The sequence below is a fragment of the Pseudidiomarina salinarum genome, from assembly GCF_000753715.1.
Classification (GTDB): domain Bacteria; phylum Pseudomonadota; class Gammaproteobacteria; order Enterobacterales; family Alteromonadaceae; genus Pseudidiomarina; species Pseudidiomarina salinarum.
The window spans coordinates 452418-470080 of record NZ_JPER01000001.1; the positions used below are offsets into that span (position 1 = coordinate 452418).

At 52.4% G+C, this 17663-nt stretch carries 16 protein-coding genes and 2 tRNA genes; 17 read left to right on the forward strand and 1 reads right to left on the reverse strand.

Going from position 1 to position 17663, the window contains the following annotated elements; all coding sequences use genetic code 11:
* The 3 genes from carB (at window position 1) to IDSA_RS02065 (ending at window position 4365) form a co-directional block, all read left to right on the forward strand.
* A complete protein-coding gene (gene carB / locus IDSA_RS02055) occupies window positions 1-3225 on the forward strand; it encodes a carbamoyl-phosphate synthase large subunit (protein ID WP_034773839.1) in 3225 nt (1074 codons plus the stop codon).
* Window positions 3222-3698, forward strand: a complete 477-nt coding sequence (greA, locus tag IDSA_RS02060) for a transcription elongation factor GreA (protein WP_034773840.1) — start codon at window positions 3222-3224, stop codon at window positions 3696-3698. Before carB ends, greA begins: the two co-directional genes overlap by 4 nt.
* A 139-nt stretch (window positions 3699-3837) precedes the next feature.
* Window positions 3838-4365, forward strand: coding sequence for a hypothetical protein (locus IDSA_RS02065; RefSeq protein WP_034773841.1), 528 nt, complete (start codon window positions 3838-3840; stop codon window positions 4363-4365).
* Between the two features lie 4 nt (window positions 4366-4369).
* On the opposite strand, the gene yhbY is transcribed toward IDSA_RS02065, so the two are convergent.
* Window positions 4370-4678 (reverse strand): ribosome assembly RNA-binding protein YhbY, encoded by a 309-nt coding sequence (gene yhbY, locus IDSA_RS02070; protein WP_034773842.1) that lies wholly within the window; start codon window positions 4676-4678, stop codon window positions 4370-4372.
* Window positions 4679-4757: 79 nt separating this feature from the next.
* Here yhbY and rlmE point away from each other — a divergent pair, with 79 nt between their 5' ends.
* The 14 genes from rlmE (at window position 4758) to rpsO (ending at window position 17626) form a co-directional block, all read left to right on the forward strand.
* Window positions 4758-5384 (forward strand): 23S rRNA (uridine(2552)-2'-O)-methyltransferase RlmE, encoded by a 627-nt coding sequence (gene rlmE / locus IDSA_RS02075; protein ID WP_034773843.1) that lies wholly within the window; start codon window positions 4758-4760, stop codon window positions 5382-5384.
* Window positions 5385-5446: 62 nt separating this feature from the next.
* Window positions 5447-7378, forward strand: a complete 1932-nt coding sequence (gene ftsH, locus IDSA_RS02080) for an ATP-dependent zinc metalloprotease FtsH (RefSeq protein WP_034773844.1) — start codon at window positions 5447-5449, stop codon at window positions 7376-7378.
* A gap of 59 nt (window positions 7379-7437) precedes the next feature.
* The gene (folP, locus tag IDSA_RS02085) at window positions 7438-8247 is read left to right on the forward strand and encodes a dihydropteroate synthase (RefSeq protein ID WP_034773845.1); all 810 of its coding nucleotides are present in this window, start codon (window positions 7438-7440) and stop codon (window positions 8245-8247) included.
* Window positions 8244-9581, forward strand: a complete 1338-nt coding sequence (gene glmM / locus IDSA_RS02090) for a phosphoglucosamine mutase (RefSeq protein ID WP_034773847.1) — start codon at window positions 8244-8246, stop codon at window positions 9579-9581. The genes folP and glmM overlap by 4 nt, the downstream gene beginning before the upstream one ends.
* A gap of 100 nt (window positions 9582-9681) precedes the next feature.
* Window positions 9682-10458, forward strand: a complete 777-nt coding sequence (gene tpiA, locus IDSA_RS02095) for a triose-phosphate isomerase (RefSeq protein WP_034773848.1) — start codon at window positions 9682-9684, stop codon at window positions 10456-10458.
* 3 nt (window positions 10459-10461) lie between these two features.
* On the forward strand, window positions 10462-10788 hold the full coding sequence (gene secG / locus IDSA_RS02100; protein WP_034773849.1) for a preprotein translocase subunit SecG: 327 nt from the start codon (window positions 10462-10464) through the stop codon (window positions 10786-10788).
* A 21-nt stretch (window positions 10789-10809) separates the two neighbouring features.
* Window positions 10810-10896, forward strand: a tRNA-Leu gene (locus IDSA_RS02105).
* 65 nt (window positions 10897-10961) lie between these two features.
* Window positions 10962-11038, forward strand: a tRNA-Met gene (locus tag IDSA_RS02110).
* 161 nt (window positions 11039-11199) lie between these two features.
* Window positions 11200-11658, forward strand: coding sequence for a ribosome maturation factor RimP (rimP, locus tag IDSA_RS02115; protein ID WP_034773850.1), 459 nt, complete (start codon window positions 11200-11202; stop codon window positions 11656-11658).
* A gap of 25 nt (window positions 11659-11683) precedes the next feature.
* Complete coding sequence (gene nusA, locus IDSA_RS02120) at window positions 11684-13183, forward strand: transcription termination factor NusA (RefSeq protein ID WP_034773851.1); 1500 nt, start codon at window positions 11684-11686, stop codon at window positions 13181-13183.
* Window positions 13184-13207: 24 nt separating this feature from the next.
* The gene (infB, locus tag IDSA_RS02125) at window positions 13208-15880 is read left to right on the forward strand and encodes a translation initiation factor IF-2 (protein WP_034773853.1); all 2673 of its coding nucleotides are present in this window, start codon (window positions 13208-13210) and stop codon (window positions 15878-15880) included.
* 6 nt (window positions 15881-15886) lie between these two features.
* Window positions 15887-16288 (forward strand): 30S ribosome-binding factor RbfA, encoded by a 402-nt coding sequence (gene rbfA / locus IDSA_RS02130; RefSeq protein WP_034773855.1) that lies wholly within the window; start codon window positions 15887-15889, stop codon window positions 16286-16288.
* Window positions 16288-17226: a tRNA pseudouridine(55) synthase TruB gene (gene truB, locus IDSA_RS02135; protein ID WP_034773856.1), complete on the forward strand. Its 939-nt coding sequence runs from the start codon at window positions 16288-16290 to the stop codon at window positions 17224-17226. Before rbfA ends, truB begins: the two co-directional genes overlap by 1 nt.
* Before the next feature lie 130 nt (window positions 17227-17356).
* Window positions 17357-17626, forward strand: a complete 270-nt coding sequence (gene rpsO, locus IDSA_RS02140; RefSeq protein WP_034773857.1) for a 30S ribosomal protein S15 — start codon at window positions 17357-17359, stop codon at window positions 17624-17626.
* Window positions 17627-17663: the final 37 nt, after the last annotated feature.

Genomic DNA, 17663 nt, shown 5'->3' on the forward strand with positions numbered 1-17663 from the left:
ATGCCAAAACGTACAGATATAAAAAGTATCCTTATTATTGGCGCTGGTCCGATTGTTATTGGCCAGGCCTGTGAATTTGACTATTCCGGTGCCCAGGCATGTAAAGCGCTGCGCGAAGAGGGCTACCGGGTTATTCTGGTAAACTCTAATCCAGCGACCATCATGACTGATCCCGAGATGGCAGATGTGACCTACATTGAGCCTATCCACTGGGAAGTCGTCGCTAAAATCATTGAAATTGAACGCCCTGATGCGGTGTTGCCTACTATGGGTGGCCAGACCGCGCTTAACTGTGCGCTGGAACTGGATAAGCACGGCGTACTGGAAAAGTTCGGGGTGGAAATGATCGGCGCTAACGCCGACGCCATCGACAAGGCTGAAGATCGCGATCGCTTTGATAAAGCAATGAAAAGAATTGGCCTGGAAACGCCAAATGCGGAAGTGGCGCATAGCCTGACTGAAGCTTTTGAGATTCAGGAACGCCTTGGCTTCCCATGCATTATCCGGCCTTCGTTCACCATGGGCGGTAGCGGTGGCGGTATTGCCTATAACCGCGACGAGTTTGAAGAAATCTGCCGCCGGGGTATGGATTTATCTCCTACCAAAGAGTTGCTCATTGACGAGTCGCTGATTGGCTGGAAAGAATTTGAAATGGAAGTGGTGCGCGATAAAAACGATAACTGCATTATCGTGTGTGCCATTGAAAACTTTGATGCCATGGGTATTCATACAGGCGACTCAATTACAGTCGCGCCGGCGCAGACGCTGAGCGATAAAGAATATCAGCTGATGCGTGATGCGGCGATGGCCGTGTTGCGCGAGATAGGCGTCGAAACCGGGGGCTCGAACGTGCAGTTTGGTATCGATCCCGATACCGGCCGTATGGTTATCATTGAGATGAACCCGCGGGTATCCCGTTCCTCGGCATTGGCCTCGAAAGCAACGGGTTTCCCGATTGCTAAAGTTGCCGCCAAACTGGCCGTCGGTTATACCCTGGATGAACTTGAGAATGAGATCACCGGGGGCGTCACGCCGGCGTCGTTTGAGCCGGCGCTGGATTACGTGGTTACGAAAATCCCACGCTTTAACTTTGAAAAGTTTGCTGGCTGTAATGACCGCCTGACCACCCAGATGAAGTCGGTGGGCGAGGTGATGGCGATTGGTCGTAATCAGCAGGAATCCATGCAAAAAGCGCTACGTGGTCTTGAAATTGGTGCTTCTGGCTTTGATCCTATGGTTGATCTTGCCGACCCGACGGCGCGCGATAAAATTATTCGCGAACTGAAAGAGCCAGGCGCGGAGCGGATTTTCTATATTGCTGACGCGTTCCGTATGCATATGACGGTGCGTGAAGTGTTCGAACTGACCCGGATTGATGAGTGGTACCTGATCCAGATCGAAGAGATTGTGTTGCTGGAAGCAGAAATCCAGAAACTTGGTCTGGATGGGCTGACCGAACGGGTCATGCGACAGCTGAAACGCAAAGGCTTCGCTGACCAGCGTATTGCCGACCTGCTCGAAGTTGAAGAGTCTGAGATCCGCAAATTGCGCCATGAACAGAAGATCCATCCGGTCTATAAGCGGGTTGATACCTGTGCTGGCGAATTCCGTTCGGATACTGCTTACATGTACTCGACCTATGACGAGGAATGTGAAGCAAACCCCACGGATAACAAGAAAATCATGGTAATCGGTGGCGGCCCTAACCGTATTGGCCAGGGTATTGAGTTTGACTATTGCTGCGTACACGCGGCGCTGGCGCTGCGTGAAGATGGCTATGAAACCATCATGGTGAACTGTAATCCGGAAACGGTTTCGACGGATTACGATACCTCGGATCGGCTCTATTTCGAACCGATCACGCTTGAAGACGTACTGGAAATAGTGCGGATCGAAAAGCCACTGGGTGTGATTGTGCAGTACGGTGGCCAGACGCCACTGAAACTGGCCCGCGAACTGGAAGCGAACGGTGTTCCTATTATCGGCACCTCGCCTGACGCTATTGACCGTTCGGAAGACCGTGAGCGGTTCCAGGGTGCTGTCCGCCGTCTCGGGCTGATGCAGCCCGAAAACGCCACGGTAACCAAAGTGGACGATGCGCTGCGTGAAGCCGAGCGCATCGGTTATCCGCTGGTGGTCCGGCCGTCTTATGTCCTCGGCGGCCGTGCGATGGAAATTGTCTATGATGAGAAAGACTTGCTGCGCTATCTGACCGATGCGGTGAAAGTTTCCAACAAAGCGCCGGTGCTATTGGATCGCTTCCTGGATAACGCCATTGAGGTGGATGTGGATGCTATCTGTGACGGTACCGATGTGCTGATTGGCGGCATCATGCAGCATATTGAGCAGGCTGGCGTCCATTCCGGCGATTCGGCTTGTTCGTTGCCACCATACTCGCTGAGCGCGGAGATTCAGGATGAATTGCGTGACCAGATGAAGAAGCTGGCATTTGAACTGGGCGTAAATGGCCTGATGAATGCGCAGTTTGCCATAAAAGAAAAAGATGTTTACCTGATTGAGGTGAATCCCCGGGCTGCTCGTACGGTGCCTTTTGTGTCTAAAGCGACCGGCTTGCCACTGGCGAAAATTGCCGCCCGGGTTATGGTGGGTCAAAGCCTGGCCGAACAGGGTTATACCAAGGAAGTCATTCCGCCCTATTACTCAGTCAAAGAAGTGGTTATCCCGTTTGCCAAATTCCAGGGTGTGGATCCGATTCGCGGGCCTGAGATGCGCTCGACCGGTGAGGTCATGGGCGTTGGTGAAACCTTTGAAGAAGCTTACGCCAAGGCGAACCTGGGTGCTGGCGAAGCCCTGGCAAAAGCCGGTAAAGCGCTGCTTTCAGTTCGTGATGGCGACAAAGACCGGTTGTTTGATTTAGCCCGTGGGCTGGTCGGTTTAGGCTTTACCCTGGAGGCCACGCGCGGTACCGCTAAGTTGCTGAAGGATGAGGGTTTCAGCTGTACTGTGGTGAATAAGCTGCAGGAAGGCCGGCCAAATATTGTTGATGCAATCAAAAACGGCGAGTACAGTTACATTATTAATACTGTTGAAGGGCGCCGCGCGATTGAAGACTCCGTCTATATTCGCCGCGAAGCACTCTTGAATAAAGTCATTTACACCACTACGTTAAATGCAGCATTCGCTACAGTGAAAGCCAACGCGGCAGATGACCGCGCTCGGGTAAATTCATTGCAATCGCTGCATAAAAGGGTTTTAAACGCATGAATCAAATTCCAATGACAACGCGCGGCGCTGAGATGCTACGAGAGGAACTCAGACGCCTTAAATCTGAAGATCGGCCACGTATTATTCAGGCTATCGCTGATGCCCGTGAACACGGCGATCTAAAAGAAAACGCTGAGTACCATGCAGCGCGTGAGCAGCAGAGCTTCTGCGAAGGCCGTATTCAGGAGATTGAAGCAAAGTTATCCAATGCCCAAATCATTGATGTCACCAAGGTGCCAAATCAGGGCAAAGTTATTTTCGGTTCAACCGTAACGTTGTTTAATACCGCCTCAGAGAAAGAAGTCACCTATCGAATCGTTGGTGATGACGAGGCGAATATTAAGGAAAATATGATTTCGGTCAATTCACCTATTTCCCGTGCCTTGATTGGTAAGGTCGTTGATGACGTAGCCAAGGTGAATACCCCCGGCGGCGAAGTTGAATATGAAGTGGTGAAAGTCGAATACTGTTAATCGGACGTATCGTCTTAATGACTAAAACGGCGCGACCTGGTCGCGCCGTTTTTTATTATCTTGTTTCAAAGCGTTGATTTTTTGTAGCTTAACTAGTTAAACTTAAGCCCGTTTAGTTTTTTATGATGAGCGTGAGCAGATGTCAGACGAGCGTACTAGCGCTATAACTTCGTCGCTGGATCCTGAATATTCCCTGCCTGATATTGATGAATGCATGGCCCGTCTCGAGCTCATTTCCGGGCTGCGGGGTAAGGGTCGCATTATGCGCTGGCTGGATCTGCCTGAAGGAACCTACTCAAACTGGAAACGCCGGAATTCGGTTAATTACGGCAAGCTGGTGGGGGGACTATTGTCACAGGGTGTTTCGCTGGACTGGTTTTTCGCCCCCTATCAGAACTTACGTTATCCGGCACCGGTTGATGTGCTTGATCTGGGGGAGATTCAGGCCTTTCACCGTGAACAGGACACCATGGAAGAAACCATCCGGGCACTGGTGCGGGTAGAGCCGTTGCTAACCCACTATGGGGCACCGCTGACGGAACCGAACAAGCAGTTGATGGTGGAAACTTTCCGGTTGCAGCGACGTGAAGTGGTGCCACTTAATATGGTGTTGCGCCAGGTTGCCAAAGCACTGGCGCTGCGGGGTGTTCCTAACCGCGGAAGCTGAGGTCTCAGGGCCCGACCAGCGCGATCTTGCGTTCGGGGCCTGGCTTATACAAGGTCAGTACTTTGCCGACGACTTGTACCCGGTGGCCGCCAGTATGAGCCACAATCGTTGAATAGATTTGCTCACGTAGTTCGCGATCTTCTTCCGGCACTTTTACCTTGATCAGTTCGTGATGATTCAGCGCTAATTCGATCTCGGCCAGTACGCCCTCAGTCAGCCCGTTGGCACCTAGTAATACCACTGGCTTTAACGGATGAGCCAGGCTTTTTAGCTGCTGTTTTTGCTTATTGCTTAATGTTGAGGCAGTTGCCATGTAATAATATCCCATTGAAACTTGAATTTTGACTATTCTACCGCCATCTGGGTAGTAGACGCTAGTTTGGTAGGACACAATGGCAAAAAAACGATCGGCAAGCAGCTCGCGCTGGCTACAGGAACACTTCAGTGATCACTATGTGCAGAAAGCGCAGAAGCAAGGGTTGCGTTCGCGAGCGGTATTTAAGCTGGATGAGATACAAAAACGGGACAAAATAATTCGCCCGGGTATGACTGTCGTTGATCTCGGCGCGGCGCCCGGCGGCTGGTCTCAGTTCGTGGTGGAAGCGCTCAACGGTCAGGGACAGGTCATCGCCTGCGATATATTACCCATGGATCCTATTGCGGGAGTGGATTTTCTGGAAGGCGATTTCCGCGAAGAAGCGGTATTACAGGCCTTACTTGATCGAATCGGCGGCAAGAACGTAGATGTGGTGCTGTCGGATATGGCTCCGAATATGAGTGGCAATGACAATGTTGATCAGCCCCGGGGGATTTATCTGGTGGAACTGGCTTTAGCTATGTGTCATCAGGTACTGAAACCGAACGGCAGTTTTGTCGTCAAAGTGTTTCACGGACAGGGTTTTGAAGGCTTTCTGAAAGACGTGCGTGCGGCCTTTACCACGGTGCGTACCCGTAAACCGGATTCGTCACGGGCCCGCTCGCGCGAGGTCTATTTGGTGGCGACAGGATACAAATTGTAGTACTCTGGTGTAGTTAAATAGCGTACTGCGTGCGACAAGCGAAACGAAAGAGGTAGTCGGCTTTGAGCGATATGGCAAAAAACTTAATTTTATGGCTGGTGATAGCTGTAGTACTAATGACAGTATTCAACAGCTTCAGTCCCGGTAATGGCGGCAGCACCCACGTTCCCTACAGTGAGTTTATCTCGCAGGTGAATAACGGCGGGGTCCGCAAGGCTGACATTGACGATCGGGTGATCACTGCGCAAAACCGTACCGGCGAGACCTTTAAAACGGTGATTCCGACCCAGTACGATCCTAAACTGCTGGATGACCTGCTGGCGAACAATGTGGAAGTGAGCGGCAAGCCGCCAGAAGAGCCGAGTATTCTTACCTCGATCTTTATTTCATGGTTCCCCATGCTATTACTGATCGGCGTGTGGATTTTCTTCATGCGTCAGATGCAGGGTGGCGGCGGTCGCGGTGGTGCGATGTCCTTCGGGAAAAGCAAAGCCCGTTTGATGAGTGAAGATCAGATTAAAACAACATTTTCAGACGTAGCCGGCTGTGATGAAGCCAAAGAAGAAGTCTCCGAGTTGGTTGACTATCTGAAAGACCCGACCCGCTTCCAGAAATTAGGCGGCAAGATCCCGACCGGCGTGCTGATGGTAGGCCCCCCTGGTACCGGTAAAACCTTGCTGGCGAAAGCTATAGCCGGCGAAGCACAGGTACCGTTTTTCTCGATTTCAGGTTCGGATTTCGTTGAAATGTTTGTGGGTGTTGGTGCTTCACGGGTGCGTGATATGTTTGAGCAGGCGAAGAAATCTGCTCCGTGCATTATTTTTATCGATGAAATCGATGCTGTAGGTCGTCAGCGTGGCGCCGGCTTAGGTGGTGGTCACGATGAACGTGAGCAAACCCTGAACCAGATGCTGGTTGAGATGGATGGTTTTGAAGGACATGAAGGTATTATCGTCATTGCGGCGACCAACCGTCCTGATGTACTGGATCCTGCCTTGCTGCGTCCGGGTCGTTTCGACCGTCAGGTGATGGTTGGTTTACCCGATGTGCGTGGCCGTGAGCAGATTCTTAAAGTGCATATGCGCAAAGTCCCCCTTGGCGACGATGTCGATGCGGCAGTTATTGCCCGTGGCACACCAGGCTTTTCAGGAGCTGACCTCGCTAACCTGGTCAATGAAGCCGCCTTGTTTGCGGCGCGGACCAATCAGCGGGTGGTGTCGATGGAAGAATTCGACAAAGCCAAAGACAAGATCATGATGGGTGCGGAGCGCCGCAGCATGGTGATGACAGACGAAGAGAAAGAAATGACCGCGTATCATGAAGCGGGCCATGCCATCGTCGGTCGCCTGGTGCCAGAGCACGATCCGGTTTACAAGGTTTCGATTATTCCCCGTGGCCGCGCTTTAGGTGTGACTATGTATCTGCCCGAGCGGGATCGTGTCAGCCACAGTAAACAGCATCTGGAGAGTATGATTTCCAGTCTGTTTGGCGGGCGTATCGCAGAGCAGGTCATTTACGGTGATGATCGGGTGACTACGGGCGCCTCGAATGATATCGAGCGGGCTACCCAGATTGCACGGAAGATGGTGACCCAATGGGGTCTGTCCGACAAGATGGGGCCATTACTCTATGCGGACGACGAGAACGAAGTATTCCTCGGCCGTTCCATGGGGCATCACAAGCAAATGGCTGATGATACCGCGCAAGCGATTGACCGGGAGATCAGGTCGTTCATTGATCGTAACTATGACCGGGCGAAGCGGATTATTGAAGAAAACGTCGATATTCTGCACGCCATGAAAGACTGTCTGATGAAGTATGAAACCATAGATGCGGATCAGATAGACGACTTGATGAACCGCCGGGACGTGCGTGAGCCGCGCGACTGGAATAAACCAGACAACACCCCGTCATCGGGTGGTGGAGCAGCTGAAACGGAAGCCCCCGAGCGACCGATATCAGACGGCAAGACCGGCGATGCACCCGCCAGTTAAGTATCGAAAAGCCCCGGTCCCGGGGCTTTTTTTTGCGAACCAGTGATTTGAGGCGAGCTATGGCGACAGCACCGATTAAGGTCATGGGCATTGTTAATGTGACGCCGGATTCATTTTCTGACGGCGGCAAATTTAATCAGATCGATGAGGCTTTGCGCCATGCTGAGCAGCTCGTGGCCGATGGCGCTGCCTGGCTGGATATTGGCGGTGAGTCGACCCGTCCCGGCGCGCCGGCAGTCAGTACCCAGCAGGAACTGGATCGGGTTATCCCGGTGATTGAACGGCTACGTAGCGAGCTGGCGGTGCCCTTGTCGGTTGATACCTCAAAAGCGACCGTTATGCGGGAAGCTGTCGCCGCCGGTGTGGCCATGATCAATGATGTCCGGGCGCTGCGTGAAGACGGTGCGCTGGCTGCGGCCGCGGCCAGCCAGGTCGAGGTTTGCCTGATGCATATGCAAGGCGAGCCGCGCACCATGCAACAGGCGCCGGTTTATGAGGACGTAGTCTGTGATGTTAAGTCGTTCCTGCAGGAGCGGATAAAGGCCTGTACCGAGGCCGGAATCGCGCGCGAACGTATTTATCTGGATCCAGGCTTTGGTTTTGGTAAATCCATCAGGCATAATTACGAGCTATTGCACCGGCTGCAGGCGTTGCATGAACTGCAACTGCCGCTACTGGTCGGCGTTTCAAGAAAATCCATGCTGGGGCAGGTGACTGGACGGGATGTTTCTGAACGCCTGCCAGCAAGCCTTGCCGCCGCCACTATTGCAGCAATGAAAGGCGCACACATTATTCGTGTGCATGATGTCAGGGAAACGGTTGATGCGATGAAAATTGTCGCGGCAACCTTGGCAGGAGAATTCAATTGAGTGAACGTAAGTATTTCGGCACCGATGGGGTGCGTGGCCGCGTTGGCGACTTCCCGATCACCCCGGATTTTGCCGTGAAACTTGGCTGGGCAGCCGGAACTGTGCTGTCAGCAAATGGTAACAATCGGGTGTTAATGGGCAAGGATACGCGCCTGTCCGGCTATATGCTTGAATCTGCGCTGGAAGCCGGGCTGTTATCGGCGGGCGTCAGCGTTGAATTCCTGGGCCCGATGCCGACGCCGGCGGTGGCCTATCTGACGCGTAATTTCCGCGCCGCAGCGGGTATTGTCATCAGTGCTTCGCATAATCCTTATTACGACAACGGCATTAAGTTTTTCTCCGATGCGGGTAGTAAACTGCCTGATAGCGTGGAGGCCGAAATTGAACGGCTGCTGGATGAGCCGATAAAGTGTGTGCCGTCAGAAAATATGGGCCGCGCCAGTCGCATCGACGATGCGCCGGGGCGCTACATTGAATTTTGTAAGAGTGTTTTTCCGGGCGATCTTTCACTAAGTGGGCTTAATATTGTCGTCGATTGCGCCCATGGAGCGACCTATCACATTGCCCCTGATGTGCTGCGCGAACTCGGCGCGGACATCTGGGAAATCGGCACTGAGCCGAACGGCATTAACATTAACGATAAATGCGGTGCCACCCACCTCGATGCGCTGCGGGATCAAGTACGGAAAACCAAAGCTGATTTAGGCTTTGCCCTGGATGGCGATGGTGACCGGATCATGATGGTGACGGCTTCGGGCCGTGTGGTTGATGGTGACGATATTCTGTTTATCCTGGCGCGGGCGGCGCAGCAGGATGGCTTGTTGCAGGGCGGTATCGTCGGCACCCTGATGAGTAATTTTGCGCTGGAGAAGTTTTTCACTGACCGCCGGATCCCGTTTGTACGGGCCAAAGTGGGTGACCGTTATGTCATGGAAGAGCTGGTAAAAAGAGACTGGCGTATTGGTGGTGAAAATTCCGGGCATATTATTAATCGTCAGTACCATAGTACGGGTGACGGCATTATTGCCGGACTGCAGGTCTTAACGGCGATGCAGCGCGAACAGAAAACTCTGGATGAACTGCTAACCGGTTTTACTAAATTTCCGCAGGCACTGGTTAATGTTCGCTTTACTGCCGGTACTGATCCGTTGCAGGCCGATAATGTGCAGGCGGTGGTTACCGAAGTGGAGCAAGCGCTGGGTAATAATGGCCGGGTGTTACTACGCAAATCCGGAACCGAGCCCCTGATCCGGGTGATGGTTGAAGGTCAGGATGCTAAAATTGTGAAATCCTTTGCTGACGAAATTGCCAGTGAAGTTGAAGCCGCCAGCTAAGCTAAATTTCTTTGGCTAAGTTGGTGATTAGCCACTTGTAAGTTGCGGCCAGGTTATGTAATATCTCGCCGCTCTCAACTCAGGAAGCAGGAGAGACCAGATGCAACGTCAACCTTTAGTTATTGCAAACTGGAAAATGAACGGAAGCCGCAGTCTGGTCGAGAAAATGACCGTTGAATTGCGCGAGCACGATGAGGTGCTGGACCGTATCTCTGTGGTGATTTGTCCGCCGGCGGTATTGCTTCCGGCATGGCAGGATGCGGTGTTTTACGATCATGTTCATCTCGGCGCACAGGATATCAGTGAGCATGCCAGTGGCGCGCACACCGGTGAACATAGCCTGAGTTTACTGACCGAAGCGGGTGTCGATTATGTGCTGATAGGGCACTCTGAACGGCGCCAGTATTATGGTGAAGATGAAGAGCGGATTCGTGCTAAAGTACAGGCCGCGTTAAGCTTCAATGAAAAACCAGTTACCGTAGTGCTTTGTGTTGGCGAAACAGCCTCGCAACGGCAACAGGAACAAACCTACGCGGTGGTTGAGCAACAGCTGCAAAGCGCCCTTGATGGTGTGAGCGAGCAGCAAAGTAAACAGATAGTGATTGCCTACGAACCTGTTTGGGCAATAGGTACCGGACAAACAGCAAGTCCGGAACTCGCGCAGCAAGTGCACGGATTTATCCGGCAGTGGCTGACGAAAAAATTTAGGGTTTCAGGCAGTCGCATGCATATTTTGTATGGTGGTAGCCTGAAAGCTGATAACGCCGAGGCGCTGTTCGCCGAGGCTGACATTGATGGTGGTTTGATCGGCGGCGCCAGTTTAGATCCAGAAGAATTTCTGGCAATTTGTTCAGCGGCACAAACCCGGAGTAAATGATATATGTATGAAATTTTATTGATCGCGTACCTGATAATCGCACTGGTTCTGATTGGTTTTGTCATGATCCAGCAAGGTAAAGGCGCGGATATGGGCGCTTCCTTTGGTGCCGGCGGTTCAAATACCGTATTTGGTTCAGGTGGTTCAGGTAACTTCCTGACCCGCACCACAGCAGTACTGGCCGTGGTATTTTTTGTTCTCTGTCTGATTCTGGGAAATTTATCCTCCGGAGTTGGTGACGAAGCAGGCGAGTTTGAGAACCTGGAAACTCCGGTTCCTGAAGTTCAGCAGCAGCCAGCTAACGACAGCGACGTACCTCCGGGTAACTAAGCACAGAATAGTCATCTTTTTGCCGAAGTGGTGGAATTGGTAGACACGCTATCTTGAGGGGGTAGTGCTTTAACGGGCGTGCGGGTTCAAGTCCCGCCTTCGGCACCAAATTTGCAACCCGATGACGGTTGCTTTTCAAGCGGAAAACCTTATAATACGTACACGTTTTCGGACGCGGGGTGGAGCAGTCTGGTAGCTCGTCGGGCTCATAACCCGAAGGTCGTAGGTTCAAATCCTGCCCCCGCAACCATTTTAGTAAGACAAAGGGTCCAGTGTTATAAAAGCCCCGCCGCAGTTCGGGGCTTTTTACTATGTGACCTCTGCTGCAGCGACTTAGCTTTCAGGTAAGGCGATTTGGCAGTCAAAAACACTGGGCGTTTACGCCCTTTTTTTGTTTCAGGAGTTTAGCGTTTGGCACGAGTTGAAGAACGGCTGGCAGAGATGTTGCAGCCCGCGGTAGAAGCACTGGGATTCTCGCTCTGGGGAGTGGAATTTGTGCGCGCCGGAAAACATTCTACGTTACGTATTTACATCGACCATGAAGATGGCGTTGGTGTAGATGACTGCGCACAGGTTAGTTATCAGGCCAGTTCGATTCTGGATGTCGAAGATCCGATCAATGCTGAATACTACCTGGAAGTTTCATCGCCAGGCATGGAACGGCCATTTTTTAAAGCCGCCCAGTTTGCCGACTATATTGGCGAAGTGGCCGCTGTTGAGCTGACTATGGCGCAACAGGGAAAACGCAAGTTTAAAGGCACGATTGCCGCAGTTGATGGCGATCAGATCGAGTTTAATATTGATGGGGAAACGCTCAAAGTAGCCAACTCTTCGATCAAGAAAGCTCATTTAGTTCCTCAGTTTAACTAACGGATTGCGCAGGCGAGGCAAAACCATGGCAAAAGAAATTTTATTGGTTGCAGAAGCAGTTTCAAACGAAAAAGACGTATCAAAAGAGAAGATTTTTGAGGCGCTTGAATCAGCGCTTGAACATGCGACCAAAAAGAAATACGACGGCGACATCGAAGTGCGCGTAAGCATTAACCGCAGCACCGGTGATTTTGATACGTACCGCCGCTGGTTAGTGGTTGACGATACCGAAAACCCGCTGGAGCACCCTTACCGGGAAATTAGTCTGGCGGCTGCTCAGTATGAAGATGAGAGTGTTCAGGCCGGTGATTATGTTGAAGAGCAGATCGCGTCCATTGAATTTGACCGTATCACCACGCAGACAGCGAAGCAGGTTATCGTACAGAAAGTACGTGAAGCTGAGCGCGCTAAAGTGGTTGAAGAGTATCAGGACCAAATCGGTGACCTGGTAAGCGGTATTGTCAAACGGGCTAACCGTGAGCATGTGATTCTTGATTTAGGCAATAATGCGGAAGCTATTATCTACCGCGAAGAAATGTTGCCGCGGGAGTCGGTTCGTGCTGGCGACCGGGTACGTGGATTGCTGTATGACGTGCGTCCGGAAGCACGGGGCGCGCAGCTGTTTGTCAGCCGCACCAACCCCAACTTTCTGATTGAGCTGTTCCGGATTGAAGTTCCTGAGATTGGCGAAGAGCTGATTGAAATTCGTGGCGCCGCGCGGGATCCAGGTTCACGGGCTAAAATAGCTGTAAAAAGCAATGACCGCCGTATTGATCCGGTTGGCGCCTGCGTTGGTATGCGCGGAGCCCGGGTGCAGGCGGTTTCTGGTGAACTGGGCGGCGAGCGCGTCGATATCGTGTTATGGGATGATAACCCGGCACAGTTTGTGATTAACGCGATGGCGCCGGCTGAGGTTGCTTCTATCGTGGTTGACGAAGAAGCCCACACCATGGATATCGCCGTTGAAGAAGGCAACCTGGCGCAAGCTATAGGTAAAGCCGGACAAAACGTACGGCTGGCCAGCCAGCTTACCGGTTGGCAGCTTAATGTTATGGCGGTGGACGACTTTAACGAGAAAAATGAAGCCGAAGCACAACGCTTACTGGATCTCTTTACCAGCAGCCTGGCAATTGACGAAGATTTTGCTTCAGTGCTTATTGATGAAGGCTTTTCATCGCTGGAAGAAATTGCCTACGTACCGATGGATGAATTACTGGCCATCGAAGGCATGGATGAGGATATCGTCGAAGAGCTGCGTAGTCGGGCCAAAGGCATACTGACGACGAAGGCGCTGGCGGATGAAGAATCGCTGGAAAGTGCTGAGCCGGATGAAACCTTGCTAAACCTGGAAGGCCTGGATCGGCACCTGGCATTCGTGCTGGCAAGTCACGGCGTGATTACGCTCGAACATCTGGCCGAGCAAGGCATTGATGATTTAGCGGATATCGAAGAATTAACCGAACAACGAGCTGGTGAGCTGATTATGCAGGCGCGTAATATCTGCTGGTTCGGTGATGAAGAATAAGGTCAACGGGGGGTACAACAAACTATGGAAGAAGTAACGCTGGATAAGCTAGCCAAAGATGTGGGTACGACAGTTGATCGTTTGGTACAGCAGTTCGCAGAAGCAGGCATGAAAAAAGTGCCCGGCGATCAGGTAACCGAAACTGAGAAACAAAAACTACTTACCCATCTGAACAAAGCGCATGGTGGGTCTGGCCCGTCTGAGCCAAGTAAGATGACATTGAAGCGCAAAGAAAAAAGCACACTGAGCATTGCCGGCGGCCCTGGTCGCAGCAAATCGGTATCAGTTGAGGTGCGTAAGAAGCGCACCTATGTGAAACGCTCTGCGCTTGAAGAGCAGCAGCGCGCCGATCAGGAGCGTGCCGAAGCCGAACGTGCTGAAGCTGAAGCCAAACGTAAAGAAGCCGAAGCGCAAGCAGCGGCCGAAGCGAAAGTGGCGGCCGAGAAGAAAGCTGCGGAAGAGAAAGCCAAACAAGAGCAAGCGCGCAAAGAGAAAGAAAAAGCCAAGGCGAAAGCTGAAGCTGATAAACGCGCGGCAATGACGCCGGAAGAGCGGAAGCTGGCTGATGAAGCCAAAGCCGAAGCCGATCGGCTGCGTAAAATTCAGGAGCAGGAAGCCCGTAAGAAGGCTGAAGCTGAAGCAGCACTGCAAGCCGAAGAAGCCCGTAAACTGGCGGAAGAAAACTCTGCGCGCTGGCAGGAAGAAGAAGCTAAACGTAAGAAAGCTGAGCAGGAAGATGTTCACTTTACCACGTCCAGCACTGCCCAGGCTGCCGAAGATGAGCAGGACGTAGATGAAGAGCGTCGTAGCCGCCGCAAGGCGAGCAAGCGCCGTCGTGCTGATGATGAGCGCGATGACAGCCCGCGGCGTGAAAAACGTCGTAAAGGGTCGAAACGTTCGACTCTGCAACAAGCATTTAATAAGCCGGCATCACCAGTGGAACGCGAAGTAAAACTTGGCGAAACCATTACTGTTGGTGAACTGGCAAACCGCATGGCGATCAAGGCCAGCGAAGTGATCAAAACCATGATGAAAATGGGTGAGATGGTCACTATCAACCAGGTTCTTGATCAGGAAACGGCTAGTCTGGTGGTTGAAGAACTGGGACACCGGGTGGTGTTGGTCAGTGACAACGCGCTTGAGCAGGAAGTTCTGTCTGATCGTGACGCTACCGAAGCGGGTAGTAGAGTGCCACGGGCACCTGTTGTTACGGTAATGGGTCACGTTGACCACGGTAAGACATCATTGCTTGATTATATTCGTAAGGCCAAGGTGGCATCGGGTGAAGCTGGCGGTATTACTCAGCATATCGGTGCGTACCATGTGGAAACTGACCAGGGCATGATTACCTTCCTGGATACTCCGGGTCACGCGGCATTTACTCAGATGCGGGCACGTGGTGCCAGCGCGACGGATATCGTCATTCTGGTGGTGGCGGCCGATGATGGCGTCATGCCACAAACGCTGGAAGCTATTCAGCACGCCAAAGCGGCACAGGTTCCGATTGTGGTTGCCATCAACAAGATGGATAAGCCAGAAGCTGATCCCGACCGGGTTAAAAATGAGTTAGCCCAGCGAGACGTTATCCCTGAAGAATGGGGTGGCGAGGTGCAGTTCGTACCGGTGTCCGCGCATAGCGGTGAAGGTATCGAGCGACTGCTGGAAGCTATTTTGCTGCAGGCCGAAGTACTTGATTTGCAAGCGGTTGCCGATGGCATGGCCCACGGTATCGTGATTGAATCGCGGCTTGATCGCGGGCGTGGACCAGTGGCTTCAGTGCTGGTACAGGAAGGCACATTACGGCAGGGCGATATCGTCCTCTGTGGTCTTGAGTACGGTCGTATCCGGGCCATGCGTGATGAGCTGGGCCGTGACATTAAAGAAGCGGGTCCGTCGATTCCGGTGGAAATCCTTGGTTTGTCGGGTGTACCGCAAGCCGGTGACGAAGCAACAGTGGTTAAGGACGAGCGTAAAGCCCGTGAAGTTGCCAACTATCGTCAGGGTAAATACCGTGAAGTGAAACTGGCCAAGCAGCAGAAAGCTAAGCTTGAGAACATGTTTGCCAATATGGCTGAAGGCGAAGTTCAGGAGCTTAACCTGGTACTGAAGTCTGACGTACAGGGTTCTCTTGAAGCCATCGCTGATGCACTGCAGAAGCTGTCTACCGATGAAGTGAAAGTGAATATTATCGGTAGTGGTGTGGGTGGTATTACGGAAACCGACGCCTCGCTTGCCAGTGCCTCAGATGCCATTATCATCGGCTTTAACGTGCGTGCGGATGCTTCGGCTAAGCGCCTGATTGAGCAGGATGCAGTCGATTTACGCTACTACAGTGTTATTTATGACCTGCTGGATGAAATCAAGCTCGCCATGACAGGTATGCTGGCGCCTGAGTTCAAACAACAGATCATTGGCCTGGCAGAAGTCCGTGACGTCTTTAAGTCGCCGAAAATCGGTGCGATTGCCGGTTGTATGGTGACTGAAGGGGTGGTTAAGCGTTCCGCACCAATCCGGGTACTACGTGATAACGTGGTGGTCTATGAAGGTGAACTGGAATCGCTGCGTCGCTTCAAAGATGACGTGCAAGAGGTTCGCGCGGGTATGGAATGTGGTATCGGCGTGAAAAACTACAACGATGTGAAAGTCGGCGACCAGATCGAAGTATTCGAGACGGTTCAGGTCGAGCGGAGTTTATAAGCGACTATGGGAAAAGATTTTAGTCGTACTGATCGGGTCGGGCAGCAGTATCAGCGCGAAATAGCGATGATACTGCAGCACGAAATCAAAGACCCGCGCGTGGCCATGGCCACAGTGTCTGCGGTTGAAGTAACCCGTGACCTGGCTTATGCCAAAGTCTTTGTGACCTTCTTTCAGGACGATGACGAACAGGTTAAAACCAGTCTCAAAGTCCTGAATGATGCCTCTGGCTTTATTCGTTCGTTATTGGGTAAGCGCATTCGTGCACGTATTGTGCCGGAATTGCGCTTTATGCATGACCCCTCGCTGAACGAAGGCATCCGCATGTCAAAGCTGGTGGATGAGGCGATTCGCCGCGACCAGCGCGGTAATACCAAGACAGATCAGGAAAACAACGGAGACGACTGATGGGACGACGCAAGTCGGGTCGCGACATTCATGGCGTGATTTTGATAGACAAGCCTTTACATATCACCTCCAACGCCGCACTTCAGCAAGTGCGGCGTTTTTTTAATGCCAATCGCGCCGGCCACACCGGGGCCCTGGATCCGCTGGCGAGTGGGCTGTTGCCTTTGTGTTTTGGTGAGGCTACTAAAGTCTCCCACTTCGCGCTGGAAGCTGATAAAACCTACGAAGTTACAGCGCAGCTGGGCGTGCGTACCGCCACCAGTGATGCTGAAGGAGAGATTGTTTCCCGTCAGGATGTGGCGGTCAGCCAGGCAGATGTTGAGCAGGTTATTGCAAAGTTCACCGGTGATCAGCAACAGTCGCCATCGATGTTCTCGGCGCTGAAGCACGAGGGCCGGCCGCTATACTACTATGCCCGGCTGGGCATTGAAGTACCCCGCAAGACCCGTCCGATTAGCATTCGTAGTATCCGCCAGATTGCCTTTGCGGATGATCTGCTGACGCTGGAAGTGACCTGCAGCAAGGGTACTTATATCCGCACCCTGATTGACGATATGGGTCAGGAACTGGGATGTGGCGCGCATGTTGCGCAGTTGCGGCGGACCTGGATTCAGGGCGTGGTTGGATCCATGATGACCATGGACGAACTGATCGCCATCGCCGCCAGTACTGATCAGGAAGCCGGTGATTACGCCGCCATGGATGCGCTGCTGCTGCCTAATGATTCGGTGATTCAGCAGATCCCCGAAGTCTGGCTCAGTGATCCGGAAAGCAGCAGGTTTCTGGCCGGTAACGGCGCGGCTCCGGCCACGGCAATTCCGGCGGGCGCTGACCATGTGCGGGTACGCCGGCAGAGCGACAGCGCATTGCTGGGAATTGGTCGCCCGGAGGCCGGAAAACTACTACCTAAGCGGGTCATGAATGATGTGGCAAGGTAGTGGGGTTTGTTGTTATTATTGTTGCTTCGTCCGTTGCGTTTAGGGTCTATAGCCCGTATAATGCTCGGCGAATCAGTTGGTGCTGAATTAGTGATTGGCACTGACATTATCCATCTATCAGGAGTAAGATATGTCACTAACTGCAGCACAAAAAGCTGAAATCGTTAAAAACTTTGGTCAGGGTGAGAATGATACAGGTTCTCCGGAAGTGCAGGTTGCACTGTTGACTGCTAACATTAACGAATTGCAAAGCCACTTTAAAGAACACGCAAAGGATCACCACTCACGTCGTGGTTTGTTGCGCATGGTAAGCCAGCGTCGTAAATTGCTGGACTATCTGAAGCGTAAAAACAATCAGCGCTATGCCAGCCTGATTGAGCGACTCGGTATACGTCGCTAAGCACTGTTCATCGAAAGGGGCCTTCAGGCCCCTTTTT